The organism is Nesterenkonia sp. CL21, from assembly GCF_031705515.1.
In the GTDB taxonomy this organism is placed as follows: domain Bacteria; phylum Actinomycetota; class Actinomycetes; order Actinomycetales; family Micrococcaceae; genus Nesterenkonia; species Nesterenkonia aethiopica.
The window spans coordinates 204,567-221,144 of record NZ_JAUTWR010000002.1 but is presented as its reverse complement, the minus strand read 5'-3'; the positions used below and the strand labels follow the sequence as shown (position 1 = coordinate 221,144).

The 16,578-nt window shown below is 69.5% G+C and carries 17 protein-coding genes; 9 read left to right on the top strand and 8 right to left on the bottom strand.

Features of this window, described 5'->3' with window-relative positions; genetic code table 11:
* Positions 1 to 53 precede the first annotated feature (53 nt).
* Positions 54 to 872 carry a TIGR02206 family membrane protein gene (locus Q7C18_RS05960; RefSeq protein ID WP_311024595.1) on the top strand — a complete coding sequence of 273 codons (819 nt, stop codon included), beginning with the start codon at positions 54 to 56 and terminating at the stop codon, positions 870 to 872.
* On the opposite strand, the gene Q7C18_RS05955 is transcribed toward Q7C18_RS05960, so the two are convergent.
* Positions 779 to 1,546 (bottom strand): hypothetical protein, encoded by a 768-nt coding sequence (locus Q7C18_RS05955; protein ID WP_311024594.1) that lies wholly within the window; start codon positions 1,544 to 1,546, stop codon positions 779 to 781. The two genes, Q7C18_RS05960 and Q7C18_RS05955, sit on opposite strands and share 94 nt — an antisense overlap.
* Before the next feature lie 58 nt (positions 1,547 to 1,604).
* Between Q7C18_RS05955 and Q7C18_RS05950 the strand changes: the two genes are divergently transcribed.
* On the top strand, positions 1,605 to 2,597 hold the full coding sequence (locus Q7C18_RS05950; protein ID WP_311024593.1) for a DUF2332 domain-containing protein: 993 nt from the start codon (positions 1,605 to 1,607) through the stop codon (positions 2,595 to 2,597).
* Positions 2,594 to 2,782, top strand: a complete 189-nt coding sequence (locus Q7C18_RS05945) for a hypothetical protein (protein WP_070158857.1) — start codon at positions 2,594 to 2,596, stop codon at positions 2,780 to 2,782. The genes Q7C18_RS05950 and Q7C18_RS05945 overlap by 4 nt, the downstream gene beginning before the upstream one ends.
* Here the strand turns inward: Q7C18_RS05945 and Q7C18_RS05940 are convergent.
* Entirely contained in the window at positions 2,763 to 3,149 is a 387-nt protein-coding gene (locus Q7C18_RS05940; protein ID WP_311024592.1) for a hypothetical protein, read from the bottom strand. The genes Q7C18_RS05945 and Q7C18_RS05940 overlap by 20 nt on opposite strands.
* A 135-nt stretch (positions 3,150 to 3,284) precedes the next feature.
* Between Q7C18_RS05940 and Q7C18_RS05935 the strand changes: the two genes are divergently transcribed.
* From Q7C18_RS05935 to Q7C18_RS05920, 4 genes are read left to right on the top strand one after another with little or no spacing between them, the layout of a single operon-like run.
* On the top strand, positions 3,285 to 3,914 hold the full coding sequence (locus Q7C18_RS05935; RefSeq protein ID WP_311024591.1) for a DUF4956 domain-containing protein: 630 nt from the start codon (positions 3,285 to 3,287) through the stop codon (positions 3,912 to 3,914).
* Positions 3,911 to 4,786 (top strand): polyphosphate polymerase domain-containing protein, encoded by an 876-nt coding sequence (locus Q7C18_RS05930; protein ID WP_311024590.1) that lies wholly within the window; start codon positions 3,911 to 3,913, stop codon positions 4,784 to 4,786. The genes Q7C18_RS05935 and Q7C18_RS05930 overlap by 4 nt, the downstream gene beginning before the upstream one ends.
* Positions 4,787 to 4,795: 9 nt before the next feature.
* Entirely contained in the window at positions 4,796 to 5,524 is a 729-nt protein-coding gene (locus tag Q7C18_RS05925) for a response regulator transcription factor (protein ID WP_311024589.1), read from the top strand.
* Positions 5,517 to 7,004, top strand: a complete 1,488-nt coding sequence (locus Q7C18_RS05920; protein ID WP_311024588.1) for an ATP-binding protein — start codon at positions 5,517 to 5,519, stop codon at positions 7,002 to 7,004. The genes Q7C18_RS05925 and Q7C18_RS05920 overlap by 8 nt, the downstream gene beginning before the upstream one ends.
* Here the strand turns inward: Q7C18_RS05920 and Q7C18_RS05915 are convergent.
* The 4 genes from Q7C18_RS05915 to Q7C18_RS05900 form a co-directional block, all read right to left on the bottom strand.
* Positions 6,946 to 7,764: a class I SAM-dependent methyltransferase gene (locus Q7C18_RS05915; protein WP_311024587.1), complete on the bottom strand. Its 819-nt coding sequence runs from the start codon at positions 7,762 to 7,764 to the stop codon at positions 6,946 to 6,948. The genes Q7C18_RS05920 and Q7C18_RS05915 overlap by 59 nt on opposite strands.
* Complete coding sequence (locus Q7C18_RS05910; protein ID WP_311024586.1) at positions 7,764 to 10,028, bottom strand: S9 family peptidase; 2,265 nt, start codon at positions 10,026 to 10,028, stop codon at positions 7,764 to 7,766. The genes Q7C18_RS05915 and Q7C18_RS05910 overlap by 1 nt, the downstream gene beginning before the upstream one ends.
* 40 nt (positions 10,029 to 10,068) lie before the next feature.
* The gene (locus tag Q7C18_RS05905) at positions 10,069 to 10,737 is read right to left on the bottom strand and encodes a response regulator transcription factor (RefSeq protein ID WP_311024701.1); all 669 of its coding nucleotides are present in this window, start codon (positions 10,735 to 10,737) and stop codon (positions 10,069 to 10,071) included.
* Positions 10,738 to 10,812: 75 nt separating this feature from the next.
* Positions 10,813 to 12,045, bottom strand: a complete 1,233-nt coding sequence (locus tag Q7C18_RS05900) for a histidine kinase (RefSeq protein WP_311024585.1) — start codon at positions 12,043 to 12,045, stop codon at positions 10,813 to 10,815.
* A 178-nt stretch (positions 12,046 to 12,223) separates the two neighbouring features.
* Between Q7C18_RS05900 and Q7C18_RS05895 the strand changes: the two genes are divergently transcribed.
* The gene (locus Q7C18_RS05895; protein ID WP_311024584.1) at positions 12,224 to 13,099 is read left to right on the top strand and encodes a hypothetical protein; all 876 of its coding nucleotides are present in this window, start codon (positions 12,224 to 12,226) and stop codon (positions 13,097 to 13,099) included.
* Between the two features lie 109 nt (positions 13,100 to 13,208).
* Here Q7C18_RS05895 and Q7C18_RS05890 read toward each other — a convergent pair whose 3' ends face one another.
* Together Q7C18_RS05890 and Q7C18_RS05885 are read right to left on the bottom strand one after the other, a co-directional pair.
* Entirely contained in the window at positions 13,209 to 14,381 is a 1,173-nt protein-coding gene (locus Q7C18_RS05890; protein ID WP_311024583.1) for an Nramp family divalent metal transporter, read from the bottom strand.
* Positions 14,382 to 14,467: 86 nt separating this feature from the next.
* Positions 14,468 to 15,379, bottom strand: coding sequence for a dihydrodipicolinate synthase family protein (locus tag Q7C18_RS05885; RefSeq protein ID WP_311024582.1), 912 nt, complete (start codon positions 15,377 to 15,379; stop codon positions 14,468 to 14,470).
* A 189-nt stretch (positions 15,380 to 15,568) separates the two neighbouring features.
* Between Q7C18_RS05885 and Q7C18_RS05880 the strand changes: the two genes are divergently transcribed.
* A complete protein-coding gene (locus Q7C18_RS05880) occupies positions 15,569 to 16,549 on the top strand; it encodes a LacI family DNA-binding transcriptional regulator (protein ID WP_311024581.1) in 981 nt (326 codons plus the stop codon).
* Positions 16,550 to 16,578 lie beyond the last annotated feature (29 nt).

Below are 16,578 nucleotides of genomic sequence, written 5' to 3'. Positions count from 1 at the left end.
AGTCTTCGTGACGAACTGTGGGGCCGAGGCGGCCTCACACGTACAGTGGAGATGTGAGCACTGTGATCGCCGCCGCCGCACCTGAGGTGTTCGGCGGGCGCCATCTGGCTCTGCTGGGACTGGCCGCCGTGCTGGGCGTGGTGGTCGTCTGGGGCGCCCGACGGCTGCGAGGTCATCCGGCCGAGCACGGCGTGACCTGCCTGGCGGGCTGGCTGCTGCTGGCGGCGTCGCTGGTCTGGATGGGCTGGTGGATGCTCCCACAGAACTGGGACATCGGGCGCTCGTTGCCGCTGCACTACTCGGACGTGCTGCGGATCATTGCGGCTGTCGCGCTGATCCGACGCTCCCGCGGGGCGGTGGCCATCACCTGGTACTGGGGGCTGACCCTCAACACGCAGGCGCTGCTGACCCCGCATCCCAGTCAGCTGCAGTTCTCCCCGGTGGAGTTTCCCTTCTACTGGGGGCTGCACATCGCGGTGCTGCTGGTGGCGCTCGTCGTCGTCTGGGGACTGGGCCATCGGCCAGCCTGGCGGGACTTCCGCATCGCCTACGCGGCCGTGCTGGGGTGGGCGGCGATCGTCATGGTCCTCAACTTCTGGCTGGGCACCAACTACGGCTTCCTCAACGAGCTTCCCCCAGGCGACTCGATCCTGGATCTGTTGGGCCCGTGGCCGATCTACATCCTCTGGGAGATCGTGCTCGTTGCTGCGGTATGGGCGCTGATGACGCTGCCCTGGACACGACCGCGGCCCGGAACACTGACCACGCGGACGGCCCGTCAGCGCAGCGCTGGCGGCAGCGGACGGGGCCGGTACCGCGCCACGAAGAAGCCGCGCCAGCGCCGGGGCACCGAACCCGGAGCCCCGGACTGATACGGCGACGACGGCGCGTCCCCCTCGCGCTGCCGGAGCACCACCGCGCTGTGAGCCGGGGCGCCCGGATCGTAGGGGTGGTTGGGGTCGTAGAGCAGCAGTTCCAGCTCGCCCGCCGGGGAGCGCCGGTACCCGTGGCAGACCGCCTGGTGATTGCGGCCCAGCGCCGAGGGGCGCAGCGAGTGGACGCTCACCAGCCCGAGGACCACGGGGACGCCGTCGTCGAGCGAGGCCAGGGCGCGCCGAACCTCCCTCCGGGTGAGCCGGATCAGCCACCCGGTGGGCATCGCGCTCCACGTCAGGTACCGAAGTCCGTTCAGGGCGCCGTGCCAGCCGCTGAGCATGCTGTGGCGTTGACGGGCGCGGATGTGATCGGCCAGCGGATGCCCGTCCGGCGGGACGCCCGGACAGGTCTCGTCTGCGGTGCGGAAGTCCTCAGACGTCGACGGCGGCACCTCCGCCTCGGCGTGGAGGTGGTCCAGCGCGGAGAACGCCATCCCGCCGCATCGCCCGCGTCCGGTCCAGGTGACCTTCCGGCCCACCACCGGGGGCAGTCGGCCGGAGAAGAGCACGTCCACGAAGCGGTTCGGGAACCGGAAGGCATGGCGCCGGGGATCGAAACCCGTGAGGCGGCCGAGGTCCGCCGAGGCGGGGGACTCCGGGATGCGCTCCATGGGTTCACCGTACCCGAGGGTCCTTCCGCGGATGCTGAGCTGGCCGTAGGGTGTGGGTATGCGGGAGATCACACACGACGGCGACATGGACCACCTGCGCGAGTTCTACCGGCATTTCGGGCACGTCGAGGCGGCCCCGGTGTCGGTGCTCTACGAGGACTGGGCCCTGGGGGTCGCTGAGGACACCGAGGTGCTCGACCGCCTGCTGGCCCTGCCTCCGGAGAAGCGCCAGCCGAACCTGCTCTTCGCCGCCGCGCGGCTGCACGGCACTCCGCTCAAGGCCTGGGCGGACGCCCGCCCGCAGATCCTCGCCCACTGGGAGGACATCACCACTACGATGCGGGAACGGCGCACCCAGACCAATGAGCCCGGGCGCAGCGCGGTGCTGAACCTCGCCCTGTCCCGGATCGAGGGCCCGGTCGCCCTCATCGAAGTGGGAGCCTCCGCCGGCCTGCTGCTCTACCCCGACTGCTGGGAGATCCGCTACGGCACGGCTGCGGGCCCCGTCACCCTGGAACCGACAGGCCCGGTGCGCGCCGAGGTGGAGCTGGACTGCGGGCTGGAAGGCATCGAGGCGCCGTCATCGCTGCCGGAAATCGCCTGGCGCGCCGGCGTGGACCTGAACCCGCTGGACCTCCGCCGGGAGGAGGACCGGGAGTGGCTGGAGCATCTGGTGTGGCCGGGCATGGAATACCGGTTAGACCGCATCCACGCCGGCGCCCAGCTGGTGGCCGCCCAGCCGCCGTCGATCGTCCGCGGGGACCTCAACGGGATGCTGCCCCAGCTGCTGGACCAGGTGCCCTACGGGGTCACCCCGGTGGTGTTCCATTCGGCGGTGCTCGCCTACCTGCCGCTGGAGGACCGCGAGTCCTTCGCCCGCCAGGTGCGGGCCTCCCACGCCCGGTGGATCTCCAACGAGGGCTCCCGGGTGCTGCCCGAGATCACCGAGAAGCTGCCCCAGGGCGGCGACACCTCGGACTTCGTGCTGGCCCTCGACGGCGAGCCGATCGCCCGCACCGGCCCCCACGGGCAGTACGCCCAGGCACTGTGACTCTCAGGGACCGCGCTCGGCTGGCGGAGGCGCAGCGGCTGCTGGACGGGCTCGGACTTGACGACATCTCCGGCGTCGAGGGCTGGGCGCTGGCCGGGACGCTGCCCATCGGCGTCGACATCGAGGACTCCGATCTGGATGTGGCCCTTCTGGACGACGACGTCGTCAGCGCGTGGTGCCGCTGAAGCCGTCCGGGTGGCCAGAGTCGCCGTCATCCGGTTCGTCGCTGTCCGGCTCGCCGCTGTTCCGCTCGTCGGCGTCGGCCGCCGTCCGTCCTGTGCTTCCCTCGAGGCTCTCGAGCCGGGCCTCCAGCATGTCCAGGCGCCACCGGTCCTCGGCGGTGAGGTTCTCCTCGGCCCGGGTCGGGATGTGCGGCTCCTCCAACTCCGGGGCGGCGGGCCGCCTCTCCAGCTCGGAGAGGCGCCTCTTGAGCTGCTCGAGCTCCTCACGGTCGCCCGGTGCCCCGATCCCTCGCTCTGTCCGCGCCGTGACCACGGCGACGATCCCGCCGACGATGATGGCGGTGAGGACGATCCAGGCGAACCACGGCATGGCCTCACGGTAGCAGGGGGTCAGGCGAGCGCCCTATGAATTCTTGACCGAGACATCGCCGATTCATAGGGCGTTCATAAGATCGTGCCCTTCCATGGGGACTCGACACGTCATCGAGAACCCCAGGAGAACCCCATGGAACACCTCTGGATGGTCATGGTCGACGCCGCAGCGATCCTGCTGCTGACCTTCGGCCTGTACTTCCGCCGTCACCACCGCCGGGACCTGGTCACCGCGTTCGTGGTGGTCAACATCGGCGTCTTCGCCGTCGCCGCGGTGCTGTCCTCCCTGGAGATCGGCATCGGGGTGGGCCTCGGCCTCTTCGGCGTGCTGTCCATCATCCGGCTGCGCTCCTCCGAGATCTCCCAGCATGAGGTGGCCTACTACTTCGCCTCGCTGGCCATCGGTCTGATCGCCGGCTTCGACGGGATCGACCCCGTCCTGGGCGTCGCCCTGATCGCCCTGATCCTGCTGGCCGTGGCCCTGGTGGATTCCCGGAAGGTGCTGGGCCGGTCCCGTCAGCAGACCCTGCGCCTCGACGGCGCGGACCTCGACCTGGACACGGTGCGCGCCCGGCTCGAGCCCCTCATCGGCGCGCCGGTGCGCTCCGTGAGCATCACCCGAGTGGACCTCGTGGACGACACCATGACGGTCAACGTGCGGTGGTCCGATGCGCGCCCCCGGGACCTCCGCACCGAGGCGGACCTGGCGGGTCCGTCCGCGGCAGAGCATCCTGTGGCCGAGGGGCTGGAGCGTCGGGCATGAGACTGCCCCACGCGACCCCGCCCGGGCGCATGGTCGAGTCCCTCGCGGCCGGATTCGCCCCCATCACGCTGGACCAGCTCAACGCGCAGGCTGCGCTGCAGACCCGCGTGGACCGCAAATACGTGGTCCATGGTCCCCAGGTGGAGGCGCTGCTGCGTCACCTCCAGGAGGACCCAGCCCGGGTCCTGGAGATCTCCGGGGCACGGGCCATGCGGTACCGGTCCCTGTACTTCGACACCCCGGACCGGGTCTCCTACCTGCAGTCCACGCTGCGCCGGCGGCGTCGCTTCAAGCTGCGCACCCGCCAGTATGTGGACACCGGCCAGGCCTACCTGGAGATCAAACGCTCAGGGTCCCGCGGGGAGACGGTCAAGGAACGCACCAGCCACCCCTATGTCCAGCTGGACCGCTTCCGCGGGACCGCCGACGACGACGTCGCCGCCGCCCTGTCCTCCACCGGAGTGGACCCGGCGCGGATCGAGGAGCTGGTGCCGTCGCTGGGCACCGCCTACCGGCGCACCACGGTGCTGCTTCCTGCCGCGGAGCCGGGGGAGCCGCCGTCGCGGATGACGATCGACACCGACCTCCAGTGGACCCGGCATGTCAGCACCGCCGAGGCCGGCTCCACACCCGCACGCAGCGAGTCCCTGACCACCCCGGGCCTCGCCGTCGTCGAGACGAAGTCGGCCTCGGGCGCGGGCCAGGCGGACCGGATCCTGTGGCAGCTGGGCGTGCGGCCGACCCGGCTGTCCAAGTACTGCACCGGCCTGGCGGCGCTGTGCCCGGAGCTTCCGGCGACCCCCTGGAAGCGCACGCTGCGCCGGCACTTCGCCTCGGGGATCCACCATGGTGAGAGCCTGCCCAGCCGGTAGGGTGCTCCCATGGGGAGTCAGGAGCATACGTTGACCCGCCTGGACGGCAGTCCGATCCGGGCGCTGGTGGTGGACGACGACCCGATGCTCAGCGAAGTCCTGGCCATGGCGCTCAGTGCCGAGGGCTGGGAGCCTCACCGGGTGGGCAACGGCCAGGCCGCACTGGCCGCGGTGCGGGAGCTCCGCCCCGACGTCGTCGTGCTGGACGTGATGATGCCCGGCATCGACGGCTTCGAGGTGGTCCGCCGGCTGCGGGCCTCCGGAGAGGATGTGCCGGTGCTGTTCCTCACCGCCAAGGACGACGTCGCCGATCGGATCGCCGGACTGACCTCCGGCGGGGACGACTACGTGACCAAGCCCTTCTCCGTGGAGGAAGTGGTGGTGCGGCTGCGCGGCATGGTGCGCAGGCATGTGCGGCATGTGGCGGAGGAGTCCTCGGTGCTGGTGGTCGGAGACCTCGTCCTGGACGAGGACACCTATGAGGTCACCCGGGCCGGGGCGCCGGTGGAGCTCACCGCCACCGAGTTCTCCCTGCTGCGGTACCTGATGGAGAACCAGCGCAAGGTGCTGTCCAAGTCTCAGATCCTGGACGCGGTGTGGCAGTACGACGTCGGGGGCCGCTCCTCGGTGGTGGAGCTCTACATCTCCTACCTGCGGCGCAAGATCGACGCGCTCGGCCCGCCGATGATCCACACGCTGCGCGGGGTCGGCTATTCGATCAGGGCCGCCGATGAGTGAGCGGACCCTGGCCCGGCTGAGTCGCTGGCCGTTGCGCCGCCAGCTGGTGGCCGGGATCGTGATGCTGCTGGTGGTGGCTACCGTCGTGATCGGGGTGGTGACGGTGGCGGTGCAGCGGCACACCGTGCTGGACCGGGTGGACGACCAGCTCGAGACCGTGCTGGAGGCGCAGCGCTCCGCTGTGGAGGACGAGGCCCAGGAGATCCCCCGGATGCGGGCCCGCTCCGTGGTGGTCATCGAGGCCGACGGCGTCGAAGAGGTCGCCGAACTCACCGATGAGTCCGGGGTGGTGTCGCCGCTCTCGGACGCGGAACGGCATCAGCTGCTCGACGGTGCGGGCCGGGAGCCCTACGCCGAGACGGTCCAGCTGAGCGATCACGGCTCCTACCGGGTCACCTCGGCCGCCCTCGGCGGCGGCGGACAGGTGGTGGTGGGGCAGTCCCTGTCCGAGGTGGACCAGACCATCCGGGACATGACCCTGTCCTTCACCGTGGTGGGGCTGCTGGGGGTCACCCTGGCGGCCCTGGGCGGGCGCTGGATCATCCGGCTGGGGCTGCGCCCGCTGGAACGGCTGGCCCGCACGGCCTCCCAGGTGTCGCAGACCCCGCTGGCCGAGGGCACCGTCTCCATGCCCAGCCGGGTGCAGGACCAGGACACCTCTCCGGGCACCGAGGTGGGGCAGGTGGGTGCGGCGCTGAACCGGATGCTGGACCATGTGGAGGACGCCATCGGCCGGCGGCAGAGCAGCGAGGACCAGCTGCGCCGGTTCATCGCCGACGCCGGCCACGAGCTGCGCACCCCGCTGGCGGCGATCAGCGCCCACGCCCAGCTGATGGAGCGCCGCCGGACGGAGATGCCGGAGGAGCTGGGGCATTCCTCCCAGCGGATCCGCTCCGAATCGCAGCGGATGGGGCTGCTGGTGGAGGACCTGCTGCTGCTGGCCCGCCTGGACTCCGGGGTGCCGCTGGCCGAGGAACCCGTGGAACTGGCCCGCATCCTGGTGGACGTCTCCGCGGACGCCCAGCTGACCGCCCCGGGGCATCAGTGGCACATCGACCTGCCCGAGGGCGCTGCGGATCTGACGGTCCGCGGGGACGCCGCCCGGCTGCACCAGGTGGTGTCCAACCTGGTCAACAATGCGAAGGACCACACCCCGGAGGGCACCTCGGTGATCCTGCGCCTGCGTGCGGACCGTGCAGATGCCGTGGAGGTGACCGTCGAGGACGACGGCCCCGGCATCCCGGAGGAGCTGCAGCCCCGCATCTTCGACCGGTTCGTGCGCGGCGACGGCGCTCGCAGCCGCGGCGATGCCGAGACCGGTCAGGGCAACACCGGCCTGGGGATGGCGATCTGCGCGGCGATCGTCCACGCCCACCGGGGGACGATCCGCTGCGAGTCCCGGCCGGGCCGCACCCGGTTCGTCATCCGGCTGCCCGCGGCTCCTCACTCGGCGGGTCCGGCAGCTTCTGCGCGAGGATGATGATCTCGGGGGAGTCCTCGGCGAGTTCCTCCCGGTCCCAGTCTCCCCAGACCTCGGCGACCACGAAACCGGCCTGCCCCAGGGACTCCACCAGCGTGGCCAGGCTCCGGTAGCGCAGGGTCTCGTGGACCACCAGGTGTCGTCCGTCGGGCAGCACCGTGTGGCCGCGGTGGGTGATCAGCGGGCCGTCGTCGGCGGCGTCAGCCGAGGTCGCATCCACCCCGGCGAGCTCCACCCAGGAGGTGAACTCGCCGCCGTCGGGATGCGGCTGGGTCTCCCGGGTGTGCTCGGCGTCCCAGGCGTCCAGCTCCAGGGCCTCCGGGTTCCGGGACTCGAAGGCCAGCCAGCCGCCGTCGGCCAGGTTCCGGTGGGCGTGGGCCAGCACCTCGTCCCAGGCTGCGCGGGGCAGGAAGTACTGGGCCACATGGCCCTCCATGACGGCGACGTCGGCCGCCGCCGTCGGCAGCTGCTCCGCGGTGCCATGGATCCAGGTGACGGCTTCGCCGCCCGGCCGGGTGCGGGCGACCTCGATCATCGCCTCCGAGGGGTCCACCCCGGTGACCTGCAACCCTCGGCGTGCCAGCTCGACGCCGAGCACCCCGGTGCCGCAGCCGATGTCGGTGACCCGCCGAGCGTCCTTCTGCTCGATCAGCGCGGTGTAGAACTCGTGGTCCCAGCCGCCGGAGTTCTCGACGTCGTAGACGCGCACCATCTCCGGGTGTTCCGTCCACGGGCCCTCGACGGTGACGGTCTCGCCCATCAGAACCGCCGCTCGGCCGCGCCCAGGTGGTGCGCCAGGAAGGCGTAGTCCCAGGCGCGCTCCTTCCAGGACTCGTATCGTCCGGAGGCGCCGCCGTGGCCGCCGTCCATCTCGATCTTCAGCACCACCGGAGCGTCGCCCTGCTGATGCTCACGCAGCACCTGCACCCATTTGGCGGGTTCCACGTACAGCACCCGGGTGTCATGCAGGCTGGTGACGGCGGCGATGGCCGGGTAGCGGGTGTCCCGGACGTTCTCATAGGGGGAGTAGGACTTCATGTAGGCGTAGACCTCGGCGTCCTGGATCGGGTTGCCCCATTCCTCCCACTCCAGGGCGGACAGCGGCAGGTCGGGGTCCAGGATGGAGGTCAGGTTGTCCACGAACGGCACCTGCGCGACGATCGCGGTGTACTTCTCCGGGGCCATGTTCGCGATCGCGCCCATCAGCAGTCCGCCGGCGGATCCGCCGAGGGCCGCGATGCGCGCCGGGTCTGCCCAGCCAGCCTCCACGAGCCGGTCGGTGGCGGAGAGGAAGTCGGTGAACGTGTGGGTCTTGGTCAGCTTCTTGCCGTCCTCGTACCACCAGCGGCCCAGCTCCCCGCCGCCGCGCACATGGGCGATGGCGAACACGATCCCACGGTCCAGCAGGGACAGGCGGGGGATCCCGAAGGACGGGTCCATGCTGATCTCATAGGAGCCGTAGCCGTACACCAGGGTGGGGTTGGTGCCGTCCGGGGCGACATCGCGGTGGTGCATCACGGTGACCGGGACCTGCACTGGGGAGCCGTCCGGCGCGGTGCCGTCCCCGGGTGCCCAGATCCGGGTGGCGCGGTAGGCAGAGAGATCCACGTCCTGGACCGGGGTCTCGCGGCGCAGGATCGGGGTGGGGGCGGCGCCGTCGTCGGAGGTGGCGGCATGCGGGATGTCATAGATGCGCGGCGGGGTGAACCAGGAGGTGTACAGCACCCGGAACATCGGGGCCTCGTGCTCGGCGGAGGTCACCGCGCAGGTGAACAGCTCCTCCTCGAAGTCCGGACCGGGCAGCGACGACGTCGGCACCGCCGCCCCGCCGTCGCGCACCTGCCGCAGCGTGTCCAGGGAGAGCAGCTGGACGGACTCCACGGTGTCGCGCCGGGCGCTGACCAGGACCTGCGCGGCGGTGACGGTGACGCCCTCGAGCTTGGCGGTGTCCTCGTGCGGCAGCACGGTGGCGCCCAGGTCGAGTTCGGCCTCCGCCTGCCGACCGTCTGCGCTCTGAGCGGCCAGCGCCTCTGCGGTGGTCAGGCTCAGCGCGTTGTTCGGGCCCTCAGCGTTGTGGGTGATCAGCAGCTTCCGCTCGCCGTCGAGCTCGATCGGGTCCACGCTGTGCAGCAGCCGGCGGCCGGCAGGGATCAGCAGCACCGGTTCGGCGTCGGCGTCGGTGAGGTCCAGCAGGCGGGATTCGTCATACTCGGAGTTGCCGGAGAGGATGATCATCTCGCGCTTGTCTGAGGAGAGCCCGAATCCGGTCCACAGCTGTTCGTTGGCGACCTCCAGCAGCAGCCGGTCCGCGGAGGCGTCGGTGCCCAGGGTGTGGACGTAGAGACGCCAGGGCCTCCAGGCCTCGTCGGCCACCATGTAGTAGGCGCGCGACCCGGTGGGATCCAGGACGGCGGCGCCATGGACGTCCTCGACGGTCTCCGGCAGGTTCTCCCCGGTGGTGAGGTCCCGGAAGCGCAGGGTGTGCCGTTCGTCCCCGGTGGTGTCCTCGCAGTAGGCGAGCAGCCGGCCGGACTCGTCGATGCTCATCCCGCCGAGCTGATAGAAGGCATGCGCCGTCGCCTCCGCATTGGTGTCGAAATAGGTGACCTCACCGTCGAGGGCGACGCCGGGTTCCACATCGGGCGGGGTCCACGACTCCAGAGCCTGGGCCCCGGCGGTCTCGGTGTCCGGGGCGCTGACCGGCACGCGGCAGTAGACCGGGTGCTGCTCACCCTCGATGGTGCGGGTGAAGTACCAGAACCCGCCGCGGCGGGAGGGCACGGTCAGGTCGGTCTCCACGGTGCGGTGCTTGATCTCGGCGAAGATCGCCTCCCGTAGCGCCTCCTGGTCCGCGGTGACGGCGTCGGTGTAGCTGTTCTCCGCGGTCAGATGGTCGATGACCTCCGGGGACTCCTTGTCCCGCAGCCACTCGTAGGGATCGGTGACGGTGTCCCCGTGATGGGTGCGGGTGGTGGGGACCTTCTTCGCCTGCGGGGGAGCGGGAATCGTGGTGGTCTCAGACATGGGCACCATTCAACCAGAGGGCGGTGTCACCGCTGTGTCGTCATGCCTGCCCGTTCAGATCCAGCCGGGCCTGGGCGACGATGACGGCCAACTGGGCGCTGGTGTCCGCCCCGATCTTGGCCCGTGCGCTGGCCAGGGTGCTCTTGACGGTGCTCGGCGAGATGAACAGCTCACCTGCGATGTCCTCATAGGTCTTGCCGTCACCGATCAGCCGGGCCACGGCGATCTCGCGCTCCGCGAGCCTGCTCACGCGTCGACGGGCCGACTCGCAGACCGGCTCCGTCCGCGGGCCGACGTAGCTGGCGATCAGCCGCGAGGTCATCGCCGGGGAGATCATCGGGTCGCCCTCGTGGGCCATGCGGAGGGCGGTGGCGAGGAACTCGGTGGCGTCGTCCTTCAGCAGGAAGCCGGTGGCCCCGGCGTCGAGGGCGCCATGCAGGTGGGTGTCCGTGCCGAAGGCGGTCACCGCCAGGACGGCGGGCGGGGCCAGCTGCTCGCGGATCCGGCGGATGGCCTCGACGCCGTCCATGCCTGCACCCAGGTGCAGGTCCATCACGACGACGTCGGGCCGGTGGGCGCGGACGGTGTCGATCGCCTCAGCGCCGGATGGGGCGGTGCCGACGACGGCGATGTCCTCCTCGCCGCTCAGGATGTTCTGCAGCGAGCCCAGGACCAGGGCGTCGTCGTCGACCATCACCACGGAGAGCATCACGCGCGAAGTCTACCAACTTGGGACTGACATGACGGGGCAGCCCCAGGTCAGCGGCTCGGGCGGGGCCGAGGCTCAGCTCGGGTGCTCGGCGGTCTCGGGCAGAGGCCAGGGGAGCCGGACGGTGAGGATGAAGCGACCCTCGAGCCGACGGGTCTCCACAGTGCCGCCGAGCGCCCGGGCCCTCTCCTCCAGGCCGACCAGGCCGGTGCAGGAGCCGGCGGTGAAGCGGGGCTGATCCGGGACTCGGTTGGTGACCCGCAGATCGATCCCCTGGCCCTCGCCCCCGGTCAGGCTCACCTCCGCGGTGCGGTCGCTGCTGTGCCGCAGCACGTTGGTCAGGGCTTCCTGGAGGATGCGCCGGACCGCGTGCTGCAGGGCGTCAGAAGCTGTGGAGAATCCGTCGACGAGGACGAAGGGACGGACCTCGACGCCGCCGGCCGCGGCTTCGGCGAACAGGGCCTGCAGGTCGGCCACGCCCTGTGGGGAGGGTGCCGGGGCGTCGTCGCCGGCTCCGCCCTCGCGCAGCGACGTGAGCAGGGTGCGGAGGTTGGACAGGGCGCGGTCGGCATAGTGCCGGGTGGTGCGCAGCTCGTCACCGAGGCGTGGGTCGCCGGAGTGCTGCGCGGCCTTCTCCAGCCCGCCCACGTGCAGGGAGAGCCCGGAGAGGTCGGAGGCCAAGGTGTCGTGGACTTCGCGGGCGAGGACCTGCCGCTCCTGCTGACGGGTGAGCTGCTCGGTGAGCTGCTCGTTGCTGTGTTCGGCGGCCCGGGCGTGGGCTTCGGCGGCCCGGGCGGAGCGGCGCTGTCGTACGCCCAGGGAGATCCCCAGCACCAGGCCCAGGCACAGGACCGTGACGACGGCGACCAGGATCTGCCCGGTGCGCCGGTAGTCCGGATCCGGCCAGCCGGTGAGGGCGTGCAGATGCAGGCCCGCGCAGATCAGGATGACGGCGAATCCGGCGGCGGCGACCGCCCAGTGCCAGCGACGCTCGGCCCGGACCACCCACACGGTCAGCCCCACGGCCAGGACGAAGGGGTCCAGGCGCAGCAGCAGTGCGACGACGGTGCCGGCGATCATCGGCACCAGCGGAGCGCGCCGGTAGAAGGGCAGTGTGAGCAGGGCCAGCATCGCCACCCCGATCATGATGGCGCCGAGAGTGGTCGGTTCGTCCGTCGCCGGGTCGATGTACCCCGGGTTCGTCATCGCCGTCGACACCGTCACCAGGAGCCCGGTGCTCATCATCACCAGCACGACGATGCCGGAGAGGATGACGCGCACGGCCCGGGGCCACGATCGGGGGAACATGCCGTCAGTGTACTGAGCCGCTCTGACATGCGGACACGGCGGATCGGGCATCCCGTTGTGCCCGATCGGGCAGTGCGGTCTGCCTGATCAGCGGTGCCGAGGCGGTGCGGATTTCGACAGGCTCGAATCAGCACATCGTGCAGCACTCGCAGACTGATGAAGAAAGCAGGTTTGAGCCATGACTTCCACCTATCCCGGACCCGTCGCCGTCGAGGCGGCGCCGAGCCGGAACGTCCTCGGGATCATCGCCCTGATCACCGCGATCCTCGGCACGATCTTCGCCTGCGTGCCGGGCGCGCTGATCCTGGGATGGGTGCTGCTGCCCATCGCCTTCGTCCTGGCGCTGGTGTCCCTGTTCCTGAAGGGGAAGAAGCGCGGAGCCGGGATCGTCGGGCTGATCGTCTCGGTGGTGGGCACCGTCGTCGGCGTCATCGTGTTCTTCGCCGTGGTGGCCGACGCCTTCGACGACGCCTTCAGCGACGAGACCACCGTCTCCGCGCCGGAGGAGGATGAGGGCGGCGACGACGAGGCCGCCTCTGGGGCCGAGGATGAGGCGGCCACTGAGGAGGCGGCCGACGTCGCCGCGGCATCTGATGACGACGATGCCACCGCAGACGATGCCGAGCAGGGCACCCGCGCGAACCCTTATCCGCTGGGCTCTGAGATCACCGCCTCTGACTGGGCGGTGACGGTCAACAGCGTGGACCTGGACGCCACTGACGCCGTCCTGGCGGAGAACCCGTTCAACGAGGACCCGGAGGAGGGCCACAGCTACATCCTGGTGGACCTCAGCGTCCAGTACATCGGTGACGATCCCGAAGGGGACATTCCGATGGTCAGCGTCGACTACGTATCCGCCGAGGGCAACACGTTCCGGTCCTCCGACATGATGACGGTGGCGCCGGACAGCTTCGACTCCATGAGCACGCTGTACGAGGGCGCCACGTCCACCGGCAACATCGCGATCCACGTCCCGGCCGACGGCGTGGAGGACGGCGTGCTGAAGGTGTCGCCCGGCATGTTTGCCGACGACGTGTTCGTCGCCGTGGACTGAGGGGTCGACAGATCGAGCGGGGTGCTCTCCGTCCGCCCAGAGAGATGCCTGGTGGGTGACCCGATCGCCTGTGATCGGAGCACCCACCAGGCATCGAGGGAGTGCGGGGTCACCCGAACCAGGAGAAGACCAGCCGCCCGCTCATCGCCAGGAGCACAAGAATGCCGACTGCACCTGCTGTCTTCATCGCCACGCCGTTGACGAGTCTCCCCATCAGGGCCCGACGGCTGGCGAGCAGCACGACGACCAGCCCCACATAGGGTGCCACCAGCACGATCAGAGCCTGCGCCGTGACAATCAGCTGGATGGGGTTCCCGCCGGCCACAATCATCACTGTCGCGCCGAAGATCAATGGGATCAGGATGAAGGTCTTCACCGGAGCCGAGGCGAGTTTGTCTCCCAGCCCCAACGCGTCAGAGAGCACAGTGCCGCTGGCCACAGCATTCGCCGTCATGGATGAGAAGGCCGCGGCGAAGAACCCGAGGGAGAACAGCGTCGAGGCGATCGGCCCGGCCACCGGCTCAAGTGCCTGGCCCAGCTCCTGCAGGGTGTTGGCTTCCAACCCATGGCGCGACGTGGCCACGGCGGCGACGATCACGAATACGGCCATCAGCCCTGGTGCCGCGATGCCTGGTACGGTGTCCCGCCAGCGCACCTCGCGGAACTGTTGTTCCGTCAGCTTGCGCTCGCGGATCGCGTAGCTGACGTAGAACGCGGCATTGATGGAGAAGTTAGTCCCCACCAGGGCGACCACCAGCAGCTCAGCTCCAGCTGGAACTGTCGGCAGGACCAGGCCCGTCGCGACTGAGCTCCAGGCTGGGTCGGTCATCAATGCGCTGATGACGAATCCGAGTGCCATCACCGCAACCATGGCGATCAGCAGGCGTTCGATGATGCGATAGACGTTCTTGGCGAAGACCACGAACGCGACCGCCGCCGAGGCGATGATCGTCCAGACCATCGGCGGACCGCCGAAAAGTCCTGCCAGGCCCAGTCCGGTGCCGACGGCGTTGCCGACGCTGAAGATCAGGGTGATGAGGAAGACTCCGACGCCGGAAAGGGCACCCCACGCAGTGCCGAAGGTGTCCTTTGCTGTCTGGATGATCGAGGTCCCGCTCCGCAGCCCGATCCGTGCGCTCATGTCAGTGAACACGATGGCGAGGACGGTGGACAGGACGATGACCCACAGCAGGTGATAGCCGAACTGGTTCCCAGCCTGCACCGCCGTGGTCAGGGCCCCGGGGCCGAACTGCCAGGCCCCGGCGATGAAGGCCGGTCCCATGATGGCCAGGCTCGTGATGACCCGCCGCGGCCATGTTGGCCGTTCAGACGTTCCGCGGCTCATAGCGCTGGTCACCGCCTTGTCACTCATGTCAGCTCCGCGGCCCTCAACGCCTCGGCGATCTCGACGCGGGCCTGGTCCGGGAGATCCAGCAGGGGACTCCGGACCGCGGCCCGGGGGATGATGCCCCGTTCCACAAGACCGAGCTTCAGAGCCACCGTTCCCTCCATGTGAGAGCCGCGGTGGTACACGTTCTTCGTCACCGGGAGGAGCCTGTCGTGGATGGCGCGGGCTGCGGGGTAGTCCTTTGCCTTGCCCGCCCGGATGAGCTCGATCAACGGTTCCGGGGCGAGCCCTCCATAGCCCACCAGTGCGCCGTCGACGTCGAACATCGTATGGAGCAGGTACTCATCGTGGCAGGTGAGGATCTGCAGGTCAGGATTCTCCGCCCGAAGGACAGGGATCTCGGTGTCCCAACGGCGCATGTTGCGGACGCCGTTCTTCGTGGCGATGACGCCGGGCTGAGCCGCGATCTCCAACTGGGTGTCGAGATTGTAGGTGGCCTTGGTGACGTCGGGGTACTGGAAGAGGATCGACTGCAGTCCGGAGGCCTCGTAGATCGCACGGTAGCGCTCCTGCGGCGCACCGTGCTGATATCCGAAGCGCAGCCACCCGTGGGAGGGGTAGACGAGCGCGCCGGTCGCTCCAGCTTCGGCGGCGCGGACTGCCTCCTCGGCTGCGACCTGGGTCCCCTCGCCGGTGATCCCGGCGATGATCGGGATACGCCCGTCAACGGCTTCGACCAGGGTCCTGATCAGGTCGGTCTGCTCCTGGGCGGTGAGGAACGTCCCCTCACCTGCATGGCCGAGACACACCAGTGACTTCACCTCGTCGAATGAGGCCAGCCACTGGGCGTACTTGGCGTTCGCTGCGTGATCGACGTCGCCGTCCTCGCCGAACACGGTCACGGGTGCGGGGTTGAGGCCCCTGAGATCCATCGCCTCCATCATTGCGTCACTCCTAGAATCGATTGCGGGAACGTTCCCACTATGACGGGAGTCACAGTTTGCGTCAAGGGGTTCGGTCGGAGAATCTTCGGCGTCTTGCCTCTAGAGTGGTCGACAGCGGGAGGTGGGGAGCACATGGAGCAGCAGAGCGGCAGAGGCCGTAGGGTCACAATCTTGGACGTGGCGCGCGCCGCCGGGGTCAGCAAGTCGACTGTGTCGCGCATTCTCGACGACCGGCTTCCCCATTCGGGCTCTCCGAATGCCCAGAGGGTGAGACGCATTGCGGAAGAACTGGGCTACACCCGTGACGTCTTCGCCTCTGGTCTGCGTCAGGGGCGGACCAACACCGTCGGCGTCATCGTTCCCCGGCTCACCGACACGGCCATGGCGGTGTTTTTCGAAGCGATCTCCCATGCCAGCGATCGCAGGGGCAGGCTGGCCGTCGTGGCCACCACGGATCATGAGCCGGACGGGGCCAGACGTGCCGTGCAGAATCTGGTCAAGCGGCGCGTCGACGGGATCATCTTCGCCGCGGACCGGCGCGACGACCCCGCGCACAGCTGGCTGGAAGAATCTGAGGTGCCGTACGTGCTGGCACTTCGCAGTGAAGGAGACGGGGATGCTGCAGTCGGCGACGACGTGCTGGGCGGATACCTCGCCACCCGACACCTGCTGGATCTCGGACATAGCTCCATCGCTCTGCTGACCGGCCCAGAGTTCGCCTCCAACGCCCGGCTTCGCCAGCAGGGATTTCGTGAAGCCATGGAAGAGCAGGGCGCGGAGATCGACCCCGTGCTGGTGAGGGCCACTGACTTCACAGTGGACTCCGCCGCGGAGGCGGTCCACGAGATGCTGGACGCTGGACACGGGTTCTCGGCCCTCTTTGCCGCGACCGACAATCTCGCTATCGGTGCCATGTCTGCTTTGTCGCGACGTGGGTTGACTGTGCCCGACGACGTGTCCGTGGTCGGTTACAACGACATCCCGCTCAGTGCGCATCTCCCGATTCCGTTGACGAGCGTGAGAGTCCCCTTTGAAGAGATCGCAGCCAATGCCCTGGAGCTGCTGGAGGCAAAGATCGATCACCGTGAGGTGGTCAGGGGTGTGAAGGTTTCGACGCCGAGCCTCATCCCCCGGCGGTCCACTCGCCGCGTCCCATGACGTGACTCGGCGACGGCTGCGGATCTGAC